General features: G+C 61.4%; 19 protein-coding genes. 4 read left to right on the top strand and 15 right to left on the bottom strand.

Annotated elements, in window-relative coordinates; translation table 11 throughout:
- Window positions 1–12 precede the first annotated feature (12 nt).
- The gene (locus tag BDE40_RS03735; protein WP_134012943.1) at window positions 13–1386 is read right to left on the bottom strand and encodes a tetratricopeptide repeat protein; all 1374 of its coding nucleotides are present in this window, start codon (window positions 1384–1386) and stop codon (window positions 13–15) included.
- A gap of 311 nt (window positions 1387–1697) precedes the next feature.
- On the opposite strand from BDE40_RS03735, the gene BDE40_RS03730 reads away from it, so the two are divergent.
- Window positions 1698–1925 (top strand): hypothetical protein, encoded by a 228-nt coding sequence (locus BDE40_RS03730; RefSeq protein WP_134012941.1) that lies wholly within the window; start codon window positions 1698–1700, stop codon window positions 1923–1925.
- 41 nt (window positions 1926–1966) lie between these two features.
- Here the strand turns inward: BDE40_RS03730 and BDE40_RS03725 are convergent, their stop codons facing one another.
- From BDE40_RS03725 to BDE40_RS03670, 12 genes are all read right to left on the bottom strand, one after another.
- Window positions 1967–3181 carry a CaiB/BaiF CoA transferase family protein gene (locus BDE40_RS03725; protein WP_246030348.1) on the bottom strand — a complete coding sequence of 405 codons (1215 nt, stop codon included), beginning with the start codon at window positions 3179–3181 and terminating at the stop codon, window positions 1967–1969.
- Between the two features lie 35 nt (window positions 3182–3216).
- Window positions 3217–4830: a thiamine pyrophosphate-binding protein gene (locus BDE40_RS03720; RefSeq protein WP_134012939.1), complete on the bottom strand. Its 1614-nt coding sequence runs from the start codon at window positions 4828–4830 to the stop codon at window positions 3217–3219.
- Between the two features lie 32 nt (window positions 4831–4862).
- Window positions 4863–5324 (bottom strand): DUF302 domain-containing protein, encoded by a 462-nt coding sequence (locus tag BDE40_RS03715; protein ID WP_134012937.1) that lies wholly within the window; start codon window positions 5322–5324, stop codon window positions 4863–4865.
- A gap of 180 nt (window positions 5325–5504) precedes the next feature.
- Window positions 5505–5957: a host attachment family protein gene (locus BDE40_RS03710; protein ID WP_134012935.1), complete on the bottom strand. Its 453-nt coding sequence runs from the start codon at window positions 5955–5957 to the stop codon at window positions 5505–5507.
- Between the two features lie 186 nt (window positions 5958–6143).
- A complete protein-coding gene (locus BDE40_RS03705; RefSeq protein ID WP_134012933.1) occupies window positions 6144–6743 on the bottom strand; it encodes a superoxide dismutase in 600 nt (199 codons plus the stop codon).
- Between the two features lie 103 nt (window positions 6744–6846).
- Complete coding sequence (locus BDE40_RS03700) at window positions 6847–7713, bottom strand: hypothetical protein (protein ID WP_134012931.1); 867 nt, start codon at window positions 7711–7713, stop codon at window positions 6847–6849.
- A gap of 78 nt (window positions 7714–7791) precedes the next feature.
- Window positions 7792–8358, bottom strand: a complete 567-nt coding sequence (locus BDE40_RS03695) for a sarcosine oxidase subunit gamma (protein WP_134012929.1) — start codon at window positions 8356–8358, stop codon at window positions 7792–7794.
- Window positions 8351–11365, bottom strand: a complete 3015-nt coding sequence (locus tag BDE40_RS03690) for a sarcosine oxidase subunit alpha family protein (protein ID WP_134012927.1) — start codon at window positions 11363–11365, stop codon at window positions 8351–8353. Before BDE40_RS03690 ends, BDE40_RS03695 begins: the two co-directional genes overlap by 8 nt.
- Window positions 11366–11435: 70 nt before the next feature.
- A complete protein-coding gene (locus BDE40_RS03685) occupies window positions 11436–11774 on the bottom strand; it encodes a sarcosine oxidase subunit delta (RefSeq protein WP_134012925.1) in 339 nt (112 codons plus the stop codon).
- 84 nt (window positions 11775–11858) lie between these two features.
- A complete protein-coding gene (locus tag BDE40_RS03680; RefSeq protein ID WP_121024600.1) occupies window positions 11859–12062 on the bottom strand; it encodes a hypothetical protein in 204 nt (67 codons plus the stop codon).
- A gap of 213 nt (window positions 12063–12275) precedes the next feature.
- The gene (locus tag BDE40_RS03675; protein ID WP_121024598.1) at window positions 12276–12524 is read right to left on the bottom strand and encodes a hypothetical protein; all 249 of its coding nucleotides are present in this window, start codon (window positions 12522–12524) and stop codon (window positions 12276–12278) included.
- A 93-nt stretch (window positions 12525–12617) separates the two neighbouring features.
- Entirely contained in the window at window positions 12618–13862 is a 1245-nt protein-coding gene (locus BDE40_RS03670; RefSeq protein WP_134012923.1) for a sarcosine oxidase subunit beta family protein, read from the bottom strand.
- 190 nt (window positions 13863–14052) lie between these two features.
- Here BDE40_RS03670 and ruvX point away from each other — a divergent pair, with 190 nt between their 5' ends.
- The 3 genes from ruvX to BDE40_RS03655 are packed head-to-tail and all read left to right on the top strand — an operon-like array spanning window position 14053 to window position 15896.
- Window positions 14053–14535 carry a Holliday junction resolvase RuvX gene (gene ruvX / locus BDE40_RS03665; RefSeq protein ID WP_162848020.1) on the top strand — a complete coding sequence of 161 codons (483 nt, stop codon included), beginning with the start codon at window positions 14053–14055 and terminating at the stop codon, window positions 14533–14535.
- Entirely contained in the window at window positions 14532–14759 is a 228-nt protein-coding gene (locus BDE40_RS03660; RefSeq protein WP_134012921.1) for a DUF1289 domain-containing protein, read from the top strand. Before ruvX ends, BDE40_RS03660 begins: the two co-directional genes overlap by 4 nt.
- Window positions 14760–14792: 33 nt before the next feature.
- Entirely contained in the window at window positions 14793–15896 is a 1104-nt protein-coding gene (locus BDE40_RS03655) for a THUMP domain-containing class I SAM-dependent RNA methyltransferase (RefSeq protein WP_134012919.1), read from the top strand.
- 45 nt (window positions 15897–15941) lie between these two features.
- Here BDE40_RS03655 and BDE40_RS03650 read toward each other — a convergent pair whose 3' ends face one another.
- Together BDE40_RS03650 and dusA are read right to left on the bottom strand one after the other, a co-directional pair.
- Window positions 15942–16709, bottom strand: coding sequence for a hypothetical protein (locus BDE40_RS03650; RefSeq protein ID WP_134012917.1), 768 nt, complete (start codon window positions 16707–16709; stop codon window positions 15942–15944).
- A complete protein-coding gene (dusA, locus tag BDE40_RS03645; protein ID WP_134012915.1) occupies window positions 16706–17719 on the bottom strand; it encodes a tRNA dihydrouridine(20/20a) synthase DusA in 1014 nt (337 codons plus the stop codon). The genes BDE40_RS03650 and dusA overlap by 4 nt, the downstream gene beginning before the upstream one ends.
- Between the last annotated feature and the right edge of the window lie 126 nt (window positions 17720–17845).

Genomic DNA, 17845 nt, shown 5'->3' with positions numbered 1-17845 from the left:
TCTACTGCGCGCTTATTCAGCAGGGACACGGGCCTTGCAAGAGCTTGCGTCACGCCCTTCGGAAATGAGCGAAAAACGGGCGGCGGCGTAGCCGTCTACACACCCCCCGCGCTTGCGTATCCGGTCTTTGAGTATGGTTTCCGCGTCATCCAGAAGGCCCGCGCGGATGCCCGCGTCGATGGTCAGACGCTCGAACACGTCGCGTTGGGCATGCGAGCCGCCTGCCCGTTGCATCGTATTACGTGCGCGCGCCAGATTGAAAAAGGCGGTCTTGTAATCCGCCTCGCCAAACGCTTCCAGTCCGGCAGCAGCGCTGAGGCCGGGGCTGGCCATGATCCGGTCCATCTCCAGCCGGTTTGATTGCGCGTCGCGATGCATGCGCCCCAGCAGCTTGGTAATCGCCTGTTTGCGCGACCCGCCGATCAGCGCCAGAAGGTAGTGCAAATCGGCAAAGATCAGGCAGCCGTCTTCGGTGCGGTTGGCCGACAGGTCTGCCAGCTCCTCCCAACGGTCGCCGACGTCGATGCCGTTCAGCTCCAACCGCGACAACAGTGAAGTGGCGTTGGAGATATCGCGGTAATCGTCGGTTTTGTCGGCACGGATCTGGGTATCGTAGAGCGCCAGCACCGCGTCGTTCTGGCCTAAATCAAGATGCATCAACGCCTTGTGCCACCACACATGGTAGCGAAAATTGTTGCAATGGGACCACGCTGCCTCGCGGCCTTCGAGCCACTTCAACCCGCCTTCGGCATCGCAGGTCATATCGTAAACATGAGCGATAGCGTGCAGACCCCACGCGTCGTCGGGGCTGACGGTCAGCCCCATGCGCCCGACGGTTTCAGCGCGGGCATATTCACCGGTTTCTTCCAACGTGAAAGCGTGACAACCCAACAGGTAGCCCCGCCCCGCATGGTCCGGTCCGTAGGCCCCCATAACCGCCTCTACCGATTTGCGCATTCCTGCGCCGTCGCCCAGCACAAAGCGGATCGCATGGCTCAGTTTCATCGCCAAAGTGTCGGCAGGATGCACCGCCAGCACGTCTTCCAGATGCTGGATCGCCTGCGTCAGACTACCCGTGTAGAACGCCTTCAACGCATCGACAAAGGAGCGTTCACGGGCGGTGATCGGGGTGGCCAGGGTCGACGCCTCCGCCAACCCAAGTGCCTCGCGGGCGGTTTCGCTCAATTCGCGGCGCCCCAGCAGCAAATAGAACATGCCCTTCACCGCATGTCCCAAGGCAAAATCCGGATCGCGGGTCAGCGTGTCACCCAGATGCGTCGGCGTCGCCGCCCCATGGGCCATGAAGGCCATCAGTGTTTTGTTCCACGCCTCAAGCGCGTCGCGGGAATTGAGCGTGGTGTCTTGCCCGAATACGTCTTGATACATGTTGTGGTCTCACTGTTGATTCTGGTGCAGACCAAGGCCCGCATCCTCTGTGATAGCGATTAGTCGGCACCGGTAAACGGTTGGGCCCGCCGAATAACGCATACGTGAGGCCGCGTGGGGGATAGGTGATCAAAAACAGGGCATGTGCGCGGCATTGCGCCGATTTACCAAGGGCTTAACGCCAGCGTCATAACGGCTTCGAGCAGGGCACGCCGTGTCGTCTCCCTGTGGTCATCGCCCCAAAACCGCCACCCGACGGCCTTAGAGGTTCCATTCTGGATGGGTAGGAATGCCGCGCAGGAGGACGCAGGATGCAACATCTAATCCAAATTCTGATCTATGCGATCGCGGGTTACACCGCCGCTTACATGGTGTTGCGCCCCAAGGCGCTGATCGATGCGCTCTTGACGGGTCCGGGTATGGGGGCGGCCGGATGGACCTTTCACCGCGAACATTACAAGCTCACTTATCCGGTGCTGGCGGTGCTGCTGGTCGTGTTGGCACTCGCCATTGCGCAAATCCCTGGCGCACCGGCCTAAGACGTCCCTGCATCACAAACTCGTCCGCACGAGGCTGCCCGCTATGACTGCGGAGCGGCCTTTGCCACCTGCTCCAGCCACTCCAGCACCGCATCCGTGTCCTCGCCGAAATGCGGTGGCGGGCGGCGATAGGTGACGGGTGTCTTCGAGAACTTCAGCGGGTTCCCGATCAACGACACCGCCCCGCCGCGCACATCGTCCCGCGCCAAGTCGACCTTCATCTCGCGTGCCGCGACTTGTTCGGAGGCAAAGACCTGCCCAAGCGTATTCACCGGCCCCACCGGAACCTTGCGCGCCTCCAGCCCGTCGAGGATGTCCTGCATGCTCCGCTCGACCATCAAACCTTCGATGATTTTCAACAGCTTGGTGCGGTTTTCAATCCGCGCAGGATTGGTGGCAAAGGCGGGGTCCTCGGCCAGATCGGGCCGCCCCAGATAGTCGCAGAACCGAGCATATTGACTGTCATTTCCGACCGCCACCAGCACATGGCCATCCGCGGCCTCGAAGGTTTGGTACGGCACGATCGTGGCATGTTCATTGCCTTGGCGTTTGCGCTCCTTGCCGGTGGTCAGATGTGCGACGCCTTCGTTGATCAGCCACGCGATCTGGCTGTCGACAAGGGCGATGTCCACATGCTGCCCCTCTCCGGTGGAGTCCCGGTGGCGCAGCGCTGCCAGAATGCCCACCGTCGCGTACATGCCGCACATCACATCCGCGATGCCGACGCCGACCTTCATCGGGCGGCCCTCCGGCTCTCCGGTCAGGGACATGATGCCGCCATAGCCCTGCGCCATCAGGTCGTATCCCGGCTTGCTGCGGTTGGGACCGGTCTGGCCATAGCCGGAAATCGAGCAATAGATCAGCTGCGGATGCGCACCCAAAAGACTGTCGTGATCCAGCCCGTATTTCTTCAGCCCGTCTGGTTTGAAATTCTCGATCACCACATCCGCCTGCGCCGCCAGTCGGTGAATGATCGACTGCCCCTCCGGTGTCGCGATATCCACGCTCACAGACAGCTTGTTGCGGTTGGCGCACATAAAATACGCGGACAAATCGGTGCGCTGGCCGTCAGGTCCGTCCACAAAAGGCGGGCCCCATTTGCGGGTATCATCCCCGTCAGAGCCGGGGTTTTCGATCTTCCAGACCTCCGCTCCCAAATCACCAAGCAGTTGCGTGCAGGTCGGACCTGCCAGGATGCGGCTGAGATCCAGCACTTTAATTCCGTCCAAAGCGCCTGTCATTTGTCCGCCCATCATTGCTTCATAAGTACCTCCGCCGGAGGCATTAAAATCTAGATCCGCCCGTCATAGGCCTTCCGGTCAATCAGGGCGGCGATCACGGTGAAGGTCTCAGCCTGCATCGCCGCCGTCAAGGCGTCTTGCAATTGCGCGCGCGAGGTCACCGTATGCCCCTCCCCGCCAAAAGCCCGTCCGATCGCAGCAAAGTCATGCGCGTCGAAATCCACCCCCGCATTGCCCATCTGCCGCTGGCGCTGTTTCAACTCGATCAGGGACAAGGAGCGGTCGACGAAGACCACGAAGATCGTGTTCAGCCCGTGCTCTTTGGCGGTGGACCACTCGCCGGCCACCATCAACGCCCCCGCATCGCCTGAAAAGCTGACCACACAGCGCGCAGGGTCCGCATATTTCGCCCCCATCGCCAGCGGCACCGCGCATCCCATCGTGCACAACGCCGAGGATTGCAGCAATGTGCGCGGCGATTGACAGGTCCACATCTGCGACAGCAATATCCGGTGCGCCCCGCTGTCCACGGTGGCGATGGCATCCTCGGGCAGCGTGTCGCGGCAGGTGGCGATAATCGCTGCGGGGCCCCATGCTTCATCTGTCGGGAACGCTGCTGCCAGCGCGGATTTGGTGGCCGCGACCTCGCCCTCAGGCCACGTGTCGCGCACCGCGCCGGATGTCGTCAACGCCCGCAAGGCGGCCCCCGTGTCACACACGAAACTCAGTCCCGCTTGGTGCATGTAATGATGGTTCGGCGCGGCCGATATGTCGATCACCCGCACCTGATCGGGATCCCACACCTCGCGCCAGCCCGGGCGCATCTCGATCGGATCGTATCCGACGCAGATCACCAGATCGGCCTGCCGCACCAAGGGCAAAAGATGTGTGTCCGCCAAAGGCGACAGCCCTGCCCCACCTAACGCTAGCGGGTGGGTCTCAGGGATCACCCCTTTGGCCTTGTAGGTGGTGATCACGGGCGCGCCCAAAACTTCGGCAAACCGCAATAACTCCGCTGCACTGTCATCATACAGCACATCCAATCCGGCGATGATCACCGGTCGCTCCGCCCCATCAAGCCAGGCACGGGCCAATGCCAGATCATCCCCGACGGGCGCGGTCCTGCCCGCTGGCGCACGGCGGCGCAGCTTCGGGGCCGCGACCGCGTCTGCCACAGAAATCGGCACGTCGATATGAACGGGGCCGCCGCGCCCTTCTGTGGCAATCCCCACCGCCTTGTCGGCCACGATGTCGGCCCCTTCAACAGTCAGGGTAAAGGTCGCTTTGGTGATCTCGTCGAACACCCGCCGGTGATCAAGCACCTGATGCGTATAGGTCAGCGCTTCATCGGGGTCGACGCATCCGGTGAGCACGATCATCGGCACCCGCTCCTGATGGGCGTTGGCCACCACATTGACACCGTTCATCGCCCCCGGCCCGACGGTGGCTACTAATATTGCGGGCGCGCCGTTCACATGATGCACCCCTTCGGCCATGAAACCGGCGGCGTTCTCGTGCTTGCACAGCACGAATTCGATCCCGGCTTTCTCCAGCGCATCAACAAGCGTCAGCACCTCGCCGCCGGGCATGCCGAACGCATGGCGGCACCCGGCCTCGAATAGCCGCTCGGCAAGCAAGTCAGCGGCGCGTTTTGGGCTGCCCATTTCCGTCTCCTTCAAAGCTCAGGACGCTGGTATCAACCGGCAGCGGCCTCAGCAATGGTCATAAAGATCACGTCCAGCTCCGATGCGGCCACGCCAAGGTCGGGGTCTGACTCTTCCATGTAAGGCGCAAACACCAATGACGGCGTTTTGTAGCTAAGCGTCGCGCCGCTTTGCGTCTGGGTCACATAAAGGCGGACCGGCGCTTCGATCATCGCCGCCGTGGACAGCGCCAGTATCCGGACGGCAAATGTGTTGTTGAACACGCCAATCACGCGGTTGCCCGGAATGGTGATCCCGCGCGCCTTGGCGGCACCTGTGGGTCCCGCTTGGGTCACCACGCCCATTTTATTGGCCTTCACCGCCTTTATGACGTCCTTCACCAGCTGGTCATAGGGTTTAGAGGTCTCCATCACCACCCATCCCGGTCGCGCAGTGACGTCCGCTGCGGCAAAGCCGGCCCAAAGGCTCAGGGCAACAATCAACATCGCGCGCATCTCATGTCTCCATTTGGTTCTAAATACTCATAAACACATGCCAGAGCCCCGCACGCATCGCCAATCACGTCTGCGCCAGCGCTTGCCAAACAGTCAAAGGGCCTCCGAGCGGCAGCTCGGAGGCCCTTTCAAACAAAACAGCGCGCAGGCATCGCCTGCGCTCAATCACATCAAGCCGGTTTATCCGGCCAGCTCCGCTTTCACGATTTTTTCGATGTCGCGCACGCTATGATTGGTCAGCGTCTTGTCGATCTCGCCAATAACCTTGTTCGATACTTCCTGATGCATGGAGTCGCGCAACTCCCCGAGTATCCCCGGGGCGGCAACAATCACCAAGGCGGCGAACCGTCCGGCATGGGCTTTCTCATAAAGCATGTCTGCCAGTTCGCTCGCGAAGCGCTCTTTGGCCAGTTCGTGCCAATCAGTGTCATCAAATGCGGAGCGGTGGCCAGGACCTCCGTCATGCATCCGCCCCGGGCGGTTGGCAGACTGGTCAATGTCTTTGGGGTTGTCCTGTTCATCCTTGCGGATCACGTCCAGATTGGGGTTCTCCCCATCTGTCAGGTTTTCAAGAATCAGGGCCTTTTCGCCATCGGCAACGACCACCCATGCTTTATGCGGAAGTTTGGTCATTGCGACATCTCCTCATTCCATTTGAGTTCGCGGGTGTTGTCTTTGGATCTGTGGCACACTGCCATGGGGACCTCCTGCGTTAAGGTTGGTTCACAAGATCAACCCCTCGCATCCGTCATAGTTCCCCAACCCAAAGAAAAACCCCGCACAATGGCGGGGTTCCTCGGCGTTAAAGATAGCCACACATTACATGCGCGAGGCGACGTTTTCCCAGTTCACCAGATTGTCCATGAAGTTGGACAGGTATTTCGGACGCGCGTTGCGGAAGTCGATGTAGTAGGAATGCTCCCACACGTCGCAGCCCAAAAGCGCGGTTTGCCCGAAGCAGAGCGGGTTCACGCCGTTTTCGGTCTTGGTGACCTTCAGCCCGCCATCGGTGTCTTTCACCAGCCAGCACCAGCCGGAGCCGAACTGGCCCGCGCCTGCGGCCGCGAACTCTTCTTTGAACTTGTCGACAGAGCCGAAGCTGTCCTTCAACGCCGCTTCCAGCTCGGATGGCATTGCGGATTTGCCCGGGCTCATCATTTCCCAGAACTGGTTGTGGTTCCACAGCTGCGAGATGTTGTTGAATATCCCGTTCTGCGCGACAGCCGATTTGTCATAGGTGCCGGTGATGATCTCTTCGAGGGACTTGCCCTCCCACTTGGTGCCTTCAATGGCCTTGTTGCCATTGGTTACATAGGCGTTGTGGTGAAGATCATGATGGTATTCCAGCGTTTCCTTGGACATGCCGGCATCAGCCAGAGCGTCATGGGCGTAAGGAAGGTCGGGAAGTGTAAAAGCCATTATCTGGGCCCCCTTGTTGGAATGAGTATCTACCTAGCATAACTGAGGGCGCGAAGGCGTGGGGTCAAGGCTCGTTTGGACAAACAAGCGCCCTGCCGCCAGCCTATTTGCAGTTGACGGGTACTCTGGAGGACGACTTGCGGCGGCTCGGTGCCGCCGAGGACTGCAGTGACGCCCTGCCCGATTTCATATCTACGCTCAGTTTATATTGCACGGTTGCCTTCAGCGGCTCGGTGAACCCTTGCCCCTTTTTGTCGGCAACCGTTTGGGCCCAGACATAGGTCACAAACTTCTTCGATTGTTTCACTTTGGCGCGGGTTTTGGCCTTGCCACTTCGGGTCGTGTATTCGACCACCGCCTCGTCCGCTTTCGCCTTCTGGCGGATCGCCACCTGTGTGGCGGACCAGTCATAGGCCTTGCGCGGCTTGCCTACCTTGCACGAGAAACTTCGGTTCTGCCCCGATTTCCACAAAGTATGAAGCATGCCGCCGTTTTGGGTCGCAGCCTTGCCCGCCGACTTGATCTTCGCGGTCAGGGCTTTGACCTGCGCGGCAGGAACGACCGCGCAGCGGCCACTTCCGGTGAACGTATCGGGGTATCCGAGCGGGGTCGCCACCACCTTATAGCTCAGGTCGGATTTGTTGATCACCGCACGAAACGCCAAGGCAGGTGTGCGGGACCCGCGACGGTCGCGCACGCCCTTGACCTTCCAAGTCAACACCAGCTGTCGCGCGTTGTCCCGCCGGACCTTGGCCGTCACCGGCACCTTCATGAAGGCGAGGATCAACGGGTCGGACACGGTGACTTTCTTGGAGGTCCCCTCGCGGGCATAGGTGAAGGCGTCAGGCACCCAGCCCGACGAGCCCGACGTTTTGGTGCATTGCACCAAGGCCTGCTGCGCCTGTGCACCCTGCGGGTTAGTTGTCAAAACCAGCGCTGCAACTATGGCGGCGAACATCCGAGAAAACATAGCAAAATCCTGTTTGGCCTATGGCAGCTTTCCTAGCCCAGAACATACAGATTGTGAACCGTCAGCGGTGGTGGCCTGTCAGAGAAATCCGACCTCTGAACCCGGCTTGGCCGACATGCTCAGCGCGTCAAACACATATTGCGCCTCGGAGCGGAAGCAGACCAGCTCGAACGTGGTCTCGTCGCGCAACCAGAAGGCCACCGCAGCTTGTGCCAGCCGTGTGCGGCGGAACATGCCTGTGGTGAAGGCCTCGCGGGACAAATCAACGGGCGAAAGTTTGGCCAGCACCTCTCGCCCGCCCTCACCTTCAATGGTGAACACCGCCCGCGCGTCGGAGACGTTGACCGCCAGCGCGTGCTCGCCTTCCAGTGCTTTGGCGAGGCGGGATGTGGCGTCGACCACCTCCGCATAAGGCACCATCACCAGCAATTCGTCGGGCGACATCCACGCGACAGCCTTGGCGCCCGCGCTGTTGCATGCGCGTTGCGCAGGGACATCGACGCCAGCGGCGGATTTGACCGCCTTTTTCAGTTTTGCCGACGACAGATCGCCGCGCAGGGTGATCATTCCGCGCAATCCTGCCTCGGTGATCATTGCGAAACCTTCAGAAGTTGCGCCTTGCAAGGCGCTGACAGCATTAGACATTTTGCTTCTCCCCTTCGGGGTCATAGAACACGGCACTGACTATTTTCGCCTGCACGATAGAGCCGTCGAGATTGGGGAAATCAATCACCTCCCCCATCCGGTCCGGCCCGTTATGGATCAGCCCCATGGCGATCCCCTTGCCCAAGGTCGGCGAATGGTAGGTCGAGGTCACGCGGCCTTGCGTGTTGCGTTGACCGTTGGCGTTGGTGCCGTCCGCGACCGCATAAGCGCCGTCGGGAAGGGTTGAACCATCGACGGTTTCCAAGCCGACCAACTGCCAGCGGTCGGGATCGGTCATGTGCACCCGCTCCTGCGCGCGCTTGCCGAGGTAGTCTTCCTTCTTCTTGGACAGCGCCCAGTTCAGACCGAGGTCTTGCGGGATGATGGTTCCATCCGTCTCGTCCCCGATCATGATAAAGCCCTTCTCGGCGCGCAGGATGTGCAGCGCTTCGGTGCCGTAGGCCGTGGCGTTGAACTCCGCCCCCGCCTCGTGCAGCGCGTCCCAGAAGGCACGAGTCTGGCTGGCGGGTACGGCAATCTCGTAGCTAAGCTCGCCGGAGAAAGAGATGCGGAAGACGCGGGCGTCGAAATCGCCGATCTTGCCCTCTTTCCACTCCATGAAGCCGAGCGCCTCTTTGGACAGGTCCATACCGCCCAGCTTCTCCAACACTTTGCGGGCATTGGGCCCAACGACGGCGATCTGGCCGTATTGCTCGGTCGCGTTAACAGTGTAGACGTTCCAGTCCCACCATTCGGTTTGCAGCCACTCCTCCATATGCCCGTGGATGCGCGAGGCGCCCCCCGTAGTGGTGTGGCAAAGCCATGTGTCGTCGTCGATCCGCGCGACCACGCCGTCATCGGTGAGAAAGCCGTTTTCAGTACACATGAGGCCATAGCGGCATTTGCCCGGCTTCAGGTTGGACATCATGTTGGTATACATCATGTCGAGGAATTTGCCCGCGTCGGGACCCTTGACGATGATCTTGCCAAGGGTGGACGCATCCAGCAGGCCGAGGCTTTCACGGGTGGCCTTGACCTCGCGGTGAACCGCCTGTTCTACCGTCTCGCCACTGCGTTGATAGCAATAAGCGCGACGCCAGTGGCCGACGGGTTCCCAATAGGCACCGTTGTCGTCACCCCAAGCGTGGAGCGGTGTGCGGTTGAGCGGCTGGAAGATATCGCCACGCGCCTCGCCACCGATAGAGCCCATGGAAATGGGGGTATAGGGCGGGCGGAAGGTGGTAGTGCCAACGGACGGAATGGGCGCATTCAAGCTGTCTGCAAGGATCGCCAAACCGTTGATATTGCTGAGCTTACCTTGATCCGTCGCCATGCCGATGGTGGTGTAGCGTTTGGTATGCTCGACGCTCTCGTAGCCCTCTTGCGCGGCGAGCTGCACGTCGGAGACCTTCACGTCGTTCTGGTAATCCAGCCACATTTTGGAGCGTAGCTTGTAGCCAGCACCCTGCGGCATTTTCCACACCGGCATGAGCGGTGCCTCATCGGTGGTATTGGCTTTCGGGGCTGCCATGCGCTTGGGCGTGTGGCCCGTGCGTTTGGCGGCGTTCTTACCTGCCTTGTCGGCGTCGGCCAGAACGGCTGTGCTGTCCATCGCCCCGCTGGCAATGCCTGCGGTGAGGACGAACGGTTCGCCATCGGCGCCTTTGGGCGCGGCGTCGGGATTCGGGCGGAAATGGGCTTGTCCGTCATCCCAGACCAGCTTGCCGCCGCAGTGGGACCACAGATGCACAACCGGCGACCAGCCGCCGGACATCGCGACCGCGTCGCACTCGATGGCTTCGCGGGCGTTGCCCTCGCCTGCATGGGTGGTGATTTCGACACCGGTGACGCGCTTGCCGCCTTTGACCTGCGCGATGGCCTTGCCGTTTTCAATGCGGATGCCCAAGCCGCGCGCCTCTTCGGCCAGCGCGCCGCCACCATTGGGGCGGGCGTCGATGATCGCAGGGACGTCCAGCCCTGCGTTCTTCAAGATGATCGCAGTGCGGTAGGCGTCGTCGTTGTTCGTGACGACCACCGTGCGGTCGCCGGGGCTGACGGCCCAGTTGGTCGCGTAGTCGCGCACGGCGGAGGCCAGCATGACGCCCGGAATGTCGTTGCCAGCGAAGGCCAGCGGACGCTCGATCGCGCCCGTCGCGGTGATGGTCTGGCCCGCACGTATACGCCATAGGCGATGGCGCGGCAGGTCTTCATCGGTGGGGGCGTGGTCGGTCAGGCGCTCATAGGCGGTGACGTAGCCGTGGTCATAGACGCCTGCGCCCATGGTGCGGGTGCGTAGGGACACGTTGTCCATCTTCTCAAGGGCTTGGATGGTGTCGTTGATCCATTCTTGAGCGGGCTGCCCGCCGATTTCAACGCCATCGACAGGCGCACGACCACCCCAATGGGCGGTCTGCTCGACCAATAGGACCTTGGCACCTGCATCACCTGCAGCCTTGGCCGCTTGCAGTCCCGCAATACCGCCGCCGACGATGAGGACATCGACGAAGGCGTAGAAATGTTCGTAGCGGTCCGCGTCGCGGTCTTTGGGGGCTTTGCCGAGACCCGCCGCGCGGCGGATGAACGGCTCGAACACGTGTTTCCACGCGGGCGCCGGAGCCATGAAGGTCTTGTAGTAGAAGCCCGCAGGCATGAAGCGCGAGGCGTAGTTGTTGACCACGCCCACGTCGAATTCCAGCGACGGCCAGTGGTTCTGGCTTTCCGCTGTCAGCCCGTCGAACAGCTCTGTCGTGGTGACGCGGGCGTTGGGCTCGAACTTGCCGCCCTTGCCGAGGTTGACGAGGCCGTTAGGTTCCTCCGCGCCCGACGCTACCACGCCGCGCGGGCGGTGGTATTTAAACGAGCGGCCCATGAGCATCTGGTCATTAGCCAGCAGAGCCGAGGCGAGGGTATCGCCCTCAAAACCGCGCATGGTTTTGCCGTTGAACTGGAACGAGACCTGCCTGGATTTGTTCAGCAGGCGGCCGCCGGTGGACAGTCTGGTGCTCATGTGATCGGGCCTTCGTCTGAGTTGGAGGGTCGGACCCTCCGGGGGAGGTATTTAGGAAGCAATGATAGGGTCATGTCGCGCCCTGCCAGTCGTTGAGGCTCCAGTCGGGGCGTTTGGCGGTGATCGCGTCGATGATGGCTTTCGGCGGCACGTAGGTCTGGGCGCTGTAGGTGCCGAAGACCTCCAGCGTGGTGGTGTCGCGGGCGGCGTGGAACCACTTGCCGCAGCCATTGGCATGACGCCAGCGCTCCAGATGCACGCCACGCGGGTTGGCGCGGGTGAACAGGTAGTGCTCGAACGCATCATCATCGGAGCCGACGGTTTCGCGTTTGATATGGGCCTGACCGCCGCCATGCAGCTCGGTTTCCTCGGCTTTGACACCGCAATAGGGGCATTCAAGGATCAGCATGGGGCGCTCCTTTGGACAAACGCGAAAAAGGCGGGTGCCGCGTGGCACCCGCCCTTATGGGGGAGGAAAACAGTGTGTTGAGTATCAGCCGCCGTCGGCAGGGACCGTAGTTGCAGGCGCTGTGACAGCGGGAGCATCGAGCGATTCTGGCGCGACCATGGTTTCACCTTCGGTGACCGAGCCGGAACCCAGCATGGCGAGCACGATGATGAACAGACCGATAAGAACGGCGGCAACAACGAGGCCGGTCGTGCCGACGCCTTCGTTGTGGGTGGTGTAGTCAGACATGGAAATACCTCCTGTGGTGAGGTGTCCATCATGGTGGGTTGGGCGCATGGCTCAACGATGTGTGGGGTTTGGTGCCGGTTTCGGCGGGGGGCAGCCGGAATGGGTGCTACACATGCGCAGGGCTTTGCCGGTTGCGCACGGCTCAGGGCAACTTGGGACCGCCCGCGCGTCTGCGCGACCGGCCCCTCAAAAAGAGTTGATCTTGGTTGGGGATCAGTTACTAGCGTCGCCAGAGACTGCCCCCTCGACAGCCTCGGCAGCGCCTTCAACGGCAGATCCTGCGCCTTCGATGGTAATGTTGACGTCATCCTGGCCAGACGGAGCTGATCCGGAGAAAATAACATAGGCGAGGAACGCCACAACCACGACCAGCGCGCCGACGACAATGCCCATGCCGGCCCCGCCGCCAGTCGTTGTTGTGGTGGTGGTGTGCGTGCGCTCTGTGTTGTCAGAGTGTGACATCTCGGATCTCCTGTGGTGTTTGCTTTCGCCACCACAACCCGTCGGAACCAGAATTGGTTCCCGTTAAACTTATGACCAAGATCGCAACACATCTTAGTGTGCCACCCCGGCGGCCACGCTCTCATCAATAAACCGGCCCTCTTTGAAGCGGTCCAGTCCGAACTCGGCGGTCAGGGGCGAGTGGCCCTTGGCCACCAGTTCGGCCATGGCCCAGCCGGAGCCGGGAATAGCCTTGAAGCCGCCCGTGCCCCAGCCGCAGTTGATGAAGCAGTTGCCCAGCGGCGTCTTCGACAGGATCGGGGAGCGGTCGCCGGTGACGTCCACGATACCGCCCCACTGGCGCAGCATCTTCAGGCGCGACAGCATCGGGAAAGTCTCGATCAGCGCGCGCACGGTTTCCTCGATATGCTGGAAGCTGCCGCGTTGGGTGTAGTTGTTGTAGCCGTCGGTGCCGCCGCCGATGACCATCTCGCCCTTGTCGGATTGCGACATGTAGCCATGCACCGTGTTCGCCATGACGACGATATCCATACAGGGCTTGATCGGCTCGGAGACCAGCGCTTGCAGCGCCACGGATTCAAGCGGCAAGCGGAAGCCCGCAAGCTCCGCCACATGGCCGGAATTGCCCGCGACAACGATGCAGAGCTTGTCGCACGCGATCTCGCCCTTGGTGGTGGAGATGCCTTTGACCTCGCCGCCTTCGCGCTTGATGGCGGTGACCTCGCATTGCTGGATGATGTCCATGCCCATGTCGGAGCAGGCGCGGGCGTAGCCCCAAGCCACCGCGTCATGGCGGGCGGTGCCGCCGCGGGCCTGAAACAGGCCGCCGAGGACCGGATAGCGCGGGCCTTCGATATTCATGATCGGGCAGATTTCCTTGACCTTTTGCGGGCCGATAAACTCGGTTTTCACGCCTTGCAGCGCGTTGGCATAGGCCGTGCGTTGGTAGCCGCGCACCTCGTGATGGGTTTGCGCCAGCATCAACACGCCGCGTGGGGAGAACATGACGTTGTAGTTCAGGTCTTGGGACATGGTCTCGTAGAGACTGCGGGCCTTTTCGTAGATCGCGGCTGACGGGTCTTGCAGGTAGTTGGAGCGGATGATTGTGGTGTTGCGCCCTGTATTGCCACCGCCAAGCCAACCCTTCTCGATCACCGCTACATCGGTGATGCCGTGGTTTTTACCAAGGTAATAGGCGGTTGCCAGCCCGTGGCCCCCTGCGCCAATGATGATGACCTTGTATTTCTTCTTGGGTGTGGGCGAGCGCCATGCGCGCTCCCAACCGGAGTGGAAACGGGCCGCCTCGCGGGCGATGGCAAAAGCTGAATAGCGTTTCATGCAAAAATTCCCTTCGGGAGGCAGCGTCGCACCCGTTTTGCATCAGAACGGGCGGTCAGGCCTCATTGGTTTCGGCATATCACATGCTACTTGCGACACGCCAGTATCAAGCACGTCAAAAATTGACGCGGGTGTGGACTTTCGGGCGGTGCTCCTCCTATCTGGAGCGGAGAAAAAAGGCGCGAACCAAATGGGCGAAATATTTGACGACATGACGGCGTTTGCCGCCGCCCTGCCCCCGATGCGGCCTGTTGTCGGGCTTGATTTAGGGACGGTGACCTTGGGTGTAGCGGTGTCCGACAGCTTCCTGTCGGTCGCCACCCCGCTGGAGACCATCAAACGCAAGAAATTCGGACTGGATGCCGCCGCCTTGCTGGCGATCATGGAAAAACGGTCAGTCGCGGGGATCGTGCTGGGGTTGCCTTTGAACATGGACGGCAGCGAGGGGCCAAGGGTTCAATCGACCCGCGCATTTGCCCGCAACCTGTCACGCCTGACCGACGTGCCGATCACCTTTTGGGACGAGCGCCTGTCCACCGTGGCCGCCGAACGTGCGCTTTTAGAGGCGGATACGTCGCGAAAACGTCGCGCGGAGGTCATAGATCATGTCGCCGCCGGGTTTATCCTGCAAGGAGCGCTGGACCGCATCCGGCATATTAAGGCGAACACATGAGCGACGACATTTGGCAACGCGACGAGGTGGAGAGCCCCTGCATCAAGGTGTGCATCGTGCATCCTGCGGAGCGGATCTGCACCGGCTGCCTGCGCACCATTGACGAGATTGGCGCATGGTCGCGTATGTCCAACGAGGCCCGCACGGCGCTTCTAGAGGAACTACCCGCCCGTTCAGCCCGCCTGAAAGTGCGACGCGGCGGGCGCAAGGCCCGCGTGGGGTAGCGTCCGGGGCCATGTGGCCCTATGGACGGTGCCATGACTGATACACTCGAAATTTTTGCCGTTGCCCCGCCGGGATTGGAAGCCGCTTTGTTGCCGGAATTCCGCGCTTTGGGATATAAAGACGCGCGCTATGGCGCGGGTGGCGTGACGATGATGGGAGGTTGGCCGGATGTCTGGCGGCTCAATCTGGAGCTGCGCGGGGCCACCAAGCTGTTAGCGCGGATCGGGACGTTCCGTGCCATGAGCCTTGCGGGGCTGGACCATCGCGCCGACGAGTTCCCGTGGGACGAGACGTTCTATTCCGGCACCACCGTGCGGGTGGAGGCGACGTGCAAGCGCTCCAAAATCTACCACGCGGGGGCTGCGATCGAGCGGGTGGAGCGTGCGCTGCTCAAGGCCGGCATGAAACCCTCCGCTGATGGCGAGGTGACGCTGAAAATCCGCATCGAGCAGAACATCGTGACCCTTAGCGTGGATACGTCGGGCGAGAGTCTGCATAAGCGCGGCCATAAGGAAGCCATCGGCAAGGCCCCCATGCGCGAAAACATGGCGGCGCTGTTCTTGCAACAGGCGGGCTATGACGGGTCCGAGCCGGTTCTGGACCCGATGTGCGGCTCCGGCACGTTTGTCATCGAGGCCGCAGAGATTGCCGAAGGGCTGCAAGCCGGACGCTCCCGCAGCTTTGCGTTCGAGGCTTTGGCGAGTTTCGACGTATCCGCGTTCAAGGCGCTGCGGCGCTCGGTCAGTGTGATCAAAGGACCTGTGCGGTTTTTCGGTTCCGACCGCGATGCAGGCACGATCAAGGGTGCGATTTCCAATGCGAACCGTGCGGGCGTATCAGCCTTGTGCGACTTTCAGTGCATGCCTGTCTCCGACGTGAAACGGCCTGACGGCCCCGCCGGTCTGGTGATCGTGAACCCACCCTATGGCGGGCGGATCGGGGATAAAAAACAGCTCTTCGCGCTTTATGCCAGTTTGGGGACAACCCTTAAAGACCGCTTCTCCGGCTGGCGCGTAGCGCTGGTCACGTCCGAGCCGGGATTGGCCAAGGCCACCAGATTGCCGCTGACCCAAGGACCAGCTGTACCCCATGGCGGCTTGAAGGTCTGGCTGTTCCAGACCCCACCGTTGAAGTAGCGCGCCAAACAAACAAGGATGCGCGCCGCAAGGCGCTCCTTTAGGTCAGGCCAGCCACGTGGCGATGTCGTCAAGTTCGGGGCGGAAATAGGCGATCATCCGGCCTTCAGGCGGTGCGGTGTTACCGTCTCTCCACGGGACGACCCCGTGCAAGGCAAGGCGGTGTATCACGTAAGCTTCACCCGGTAGTGCGTTGATTTCTATCCGGTTACAGGTTTCGAAACACTGCTTTCGCGCAGCTTGATAAGTGTCGGTGATATCCTCGGTCGCCCACTGCTCCGGCGGCACCGGCTCCAGACGTCTCGCGAAGGCGTCGCGCATAATGTGGTGACTGCCTTCCCACACCACCATCGGACTGGCTCTGGCCTCGTTCAATGGCAGGCCCAGCACGAAGCCGTGCGGTTCGTCGACATGGCGTCGCTTGTCGGGAAGTGCCAGCTTCAAACCGTCCACATGCGCCGCGTCGCGGTCGCGGCGAAAGCGGAACGCAGCGGGACTTTCCGCGTCCGAAGGTTTTGGATAGCCCTCGTAGATGACCGACACCTGCGCAGGATCGAGGGGGGCCCAAAGCCCCTCGCGCTGCAAAAACGCGATTGCCGGTCCCGCCAAGGGAGGACCGTCCGGCAAGCGCCCCTGCCCGTCATTGGGCAACAGGTTTACCCCGACAAACCACGTCTCGCCACAGCGCAGCCATTCCTTGGTGTATTGCGGGTCTTGAGCAAGCGGTATCGCCCGCTCACGCGCATGGTCGGCCCATTTGGCAGTGGCCGCGTTATGGGCAAATTTCACCCAGCCGTTGGCCGCAAAACTCATGCGGCCTGTGCGACTTGGACCGCATCAAGCGCTTGCAGCACCAGCGCCATTCCAGACTCGGGTTTATGCGCCCCTTCCGACAGGGTGCGCCGCCAGCCGCGTGCGCCGGGCTGCCCTGCAAACAGGCCGAGCATATGGCGGGTGACTTGGGCCAGCTTGCCGCCCGCGTCCACATGCGCCTCGATATAGGGCAGCATGGCGTGAACCACATCGGCGCGGGTCTTTGTTTGCGGAACCTCGCCGAAGACCTTCTCGTCGGCATCCGACAGCACGTCCCAAGGCTGGTGGTAGGCTGCGCGGCCATACATCAACCCGTCGAGCATCTGCAGATGCGGCAGCCCTGCCTCCAACGTCTCTAATCCGCCGTTGAGCGAGATGTGAAGATCGGGGAACTCGGCTTTCATCCGGTGCACCAAGTCATAATCCAGGGGCGGCACGTCGCGGTTTTCCTTGGGGCTTAACCCTTGCAACCACGCCTTGCGCGCATGGATCGTGACGCGCGAGACGCCCGCATCCCGTATGCGGCTCAGGAAATCGGGCAACACCGCTTCGGGATCCTGATCGTCTACGCCAATGCGGCATTTCACTGTGACTTCAACCGGTTGCGATTTGATCATCGCCGCGACGCAATCGGCCACCAGCGCAGGGCGTTCCATCAGAACGGCGCCGAAGCAGCCCGATTGCACGCGGTCGGAGGGACAACCGACATTAAGATTTATCTCATCATATCCGCGTTCGGCGCAAAGACGTGCGGCCTCTGCCAGTTCGGCCGGATCGGAGCCGCCGAGTTGAATCGCGACCGGATGCTCTGGCTGCGAGAACTCCAACAAATGCACGGCCCCACCGCGCACCAGCGCCGGTGCGGTCACCATTTCAGTATAAAGCAAAGCCCGTCCAGAGATCAGCCGGTGGAAATACCGGCAGTGACGGTCCGTCCAGTCCATCATCGGAGCCACAGACAGGCGGGCGGCGGCTGTCACGTCAGCGTCAGGACTGTTTTTCTCAGGCATCGGGCGTGTTCTTCTCGTTTCGCGTCAGGTTTGCGTCGGCAGGACTTCGGTCTAGCACTTTTTCCACACCGATTTCCATTGCCCAAATCGCGAGACTAAAGACCGTGTTGCAGCCCCGTTTTTCGG

The organism is Litoreibacter halocynthiae (assembly GCF_004365635.1).
Taxonomy (GTDB): Bacteria; Pseudomonadota; Alphaproteobacteria; order Rhodobacterales; family Rhodobacteraceae; genus Litoreibacter; species Litoreibacter halocynthiae.
This window is presented reverse-complemented; position numbering and strand designations above follow the sequence as displayed.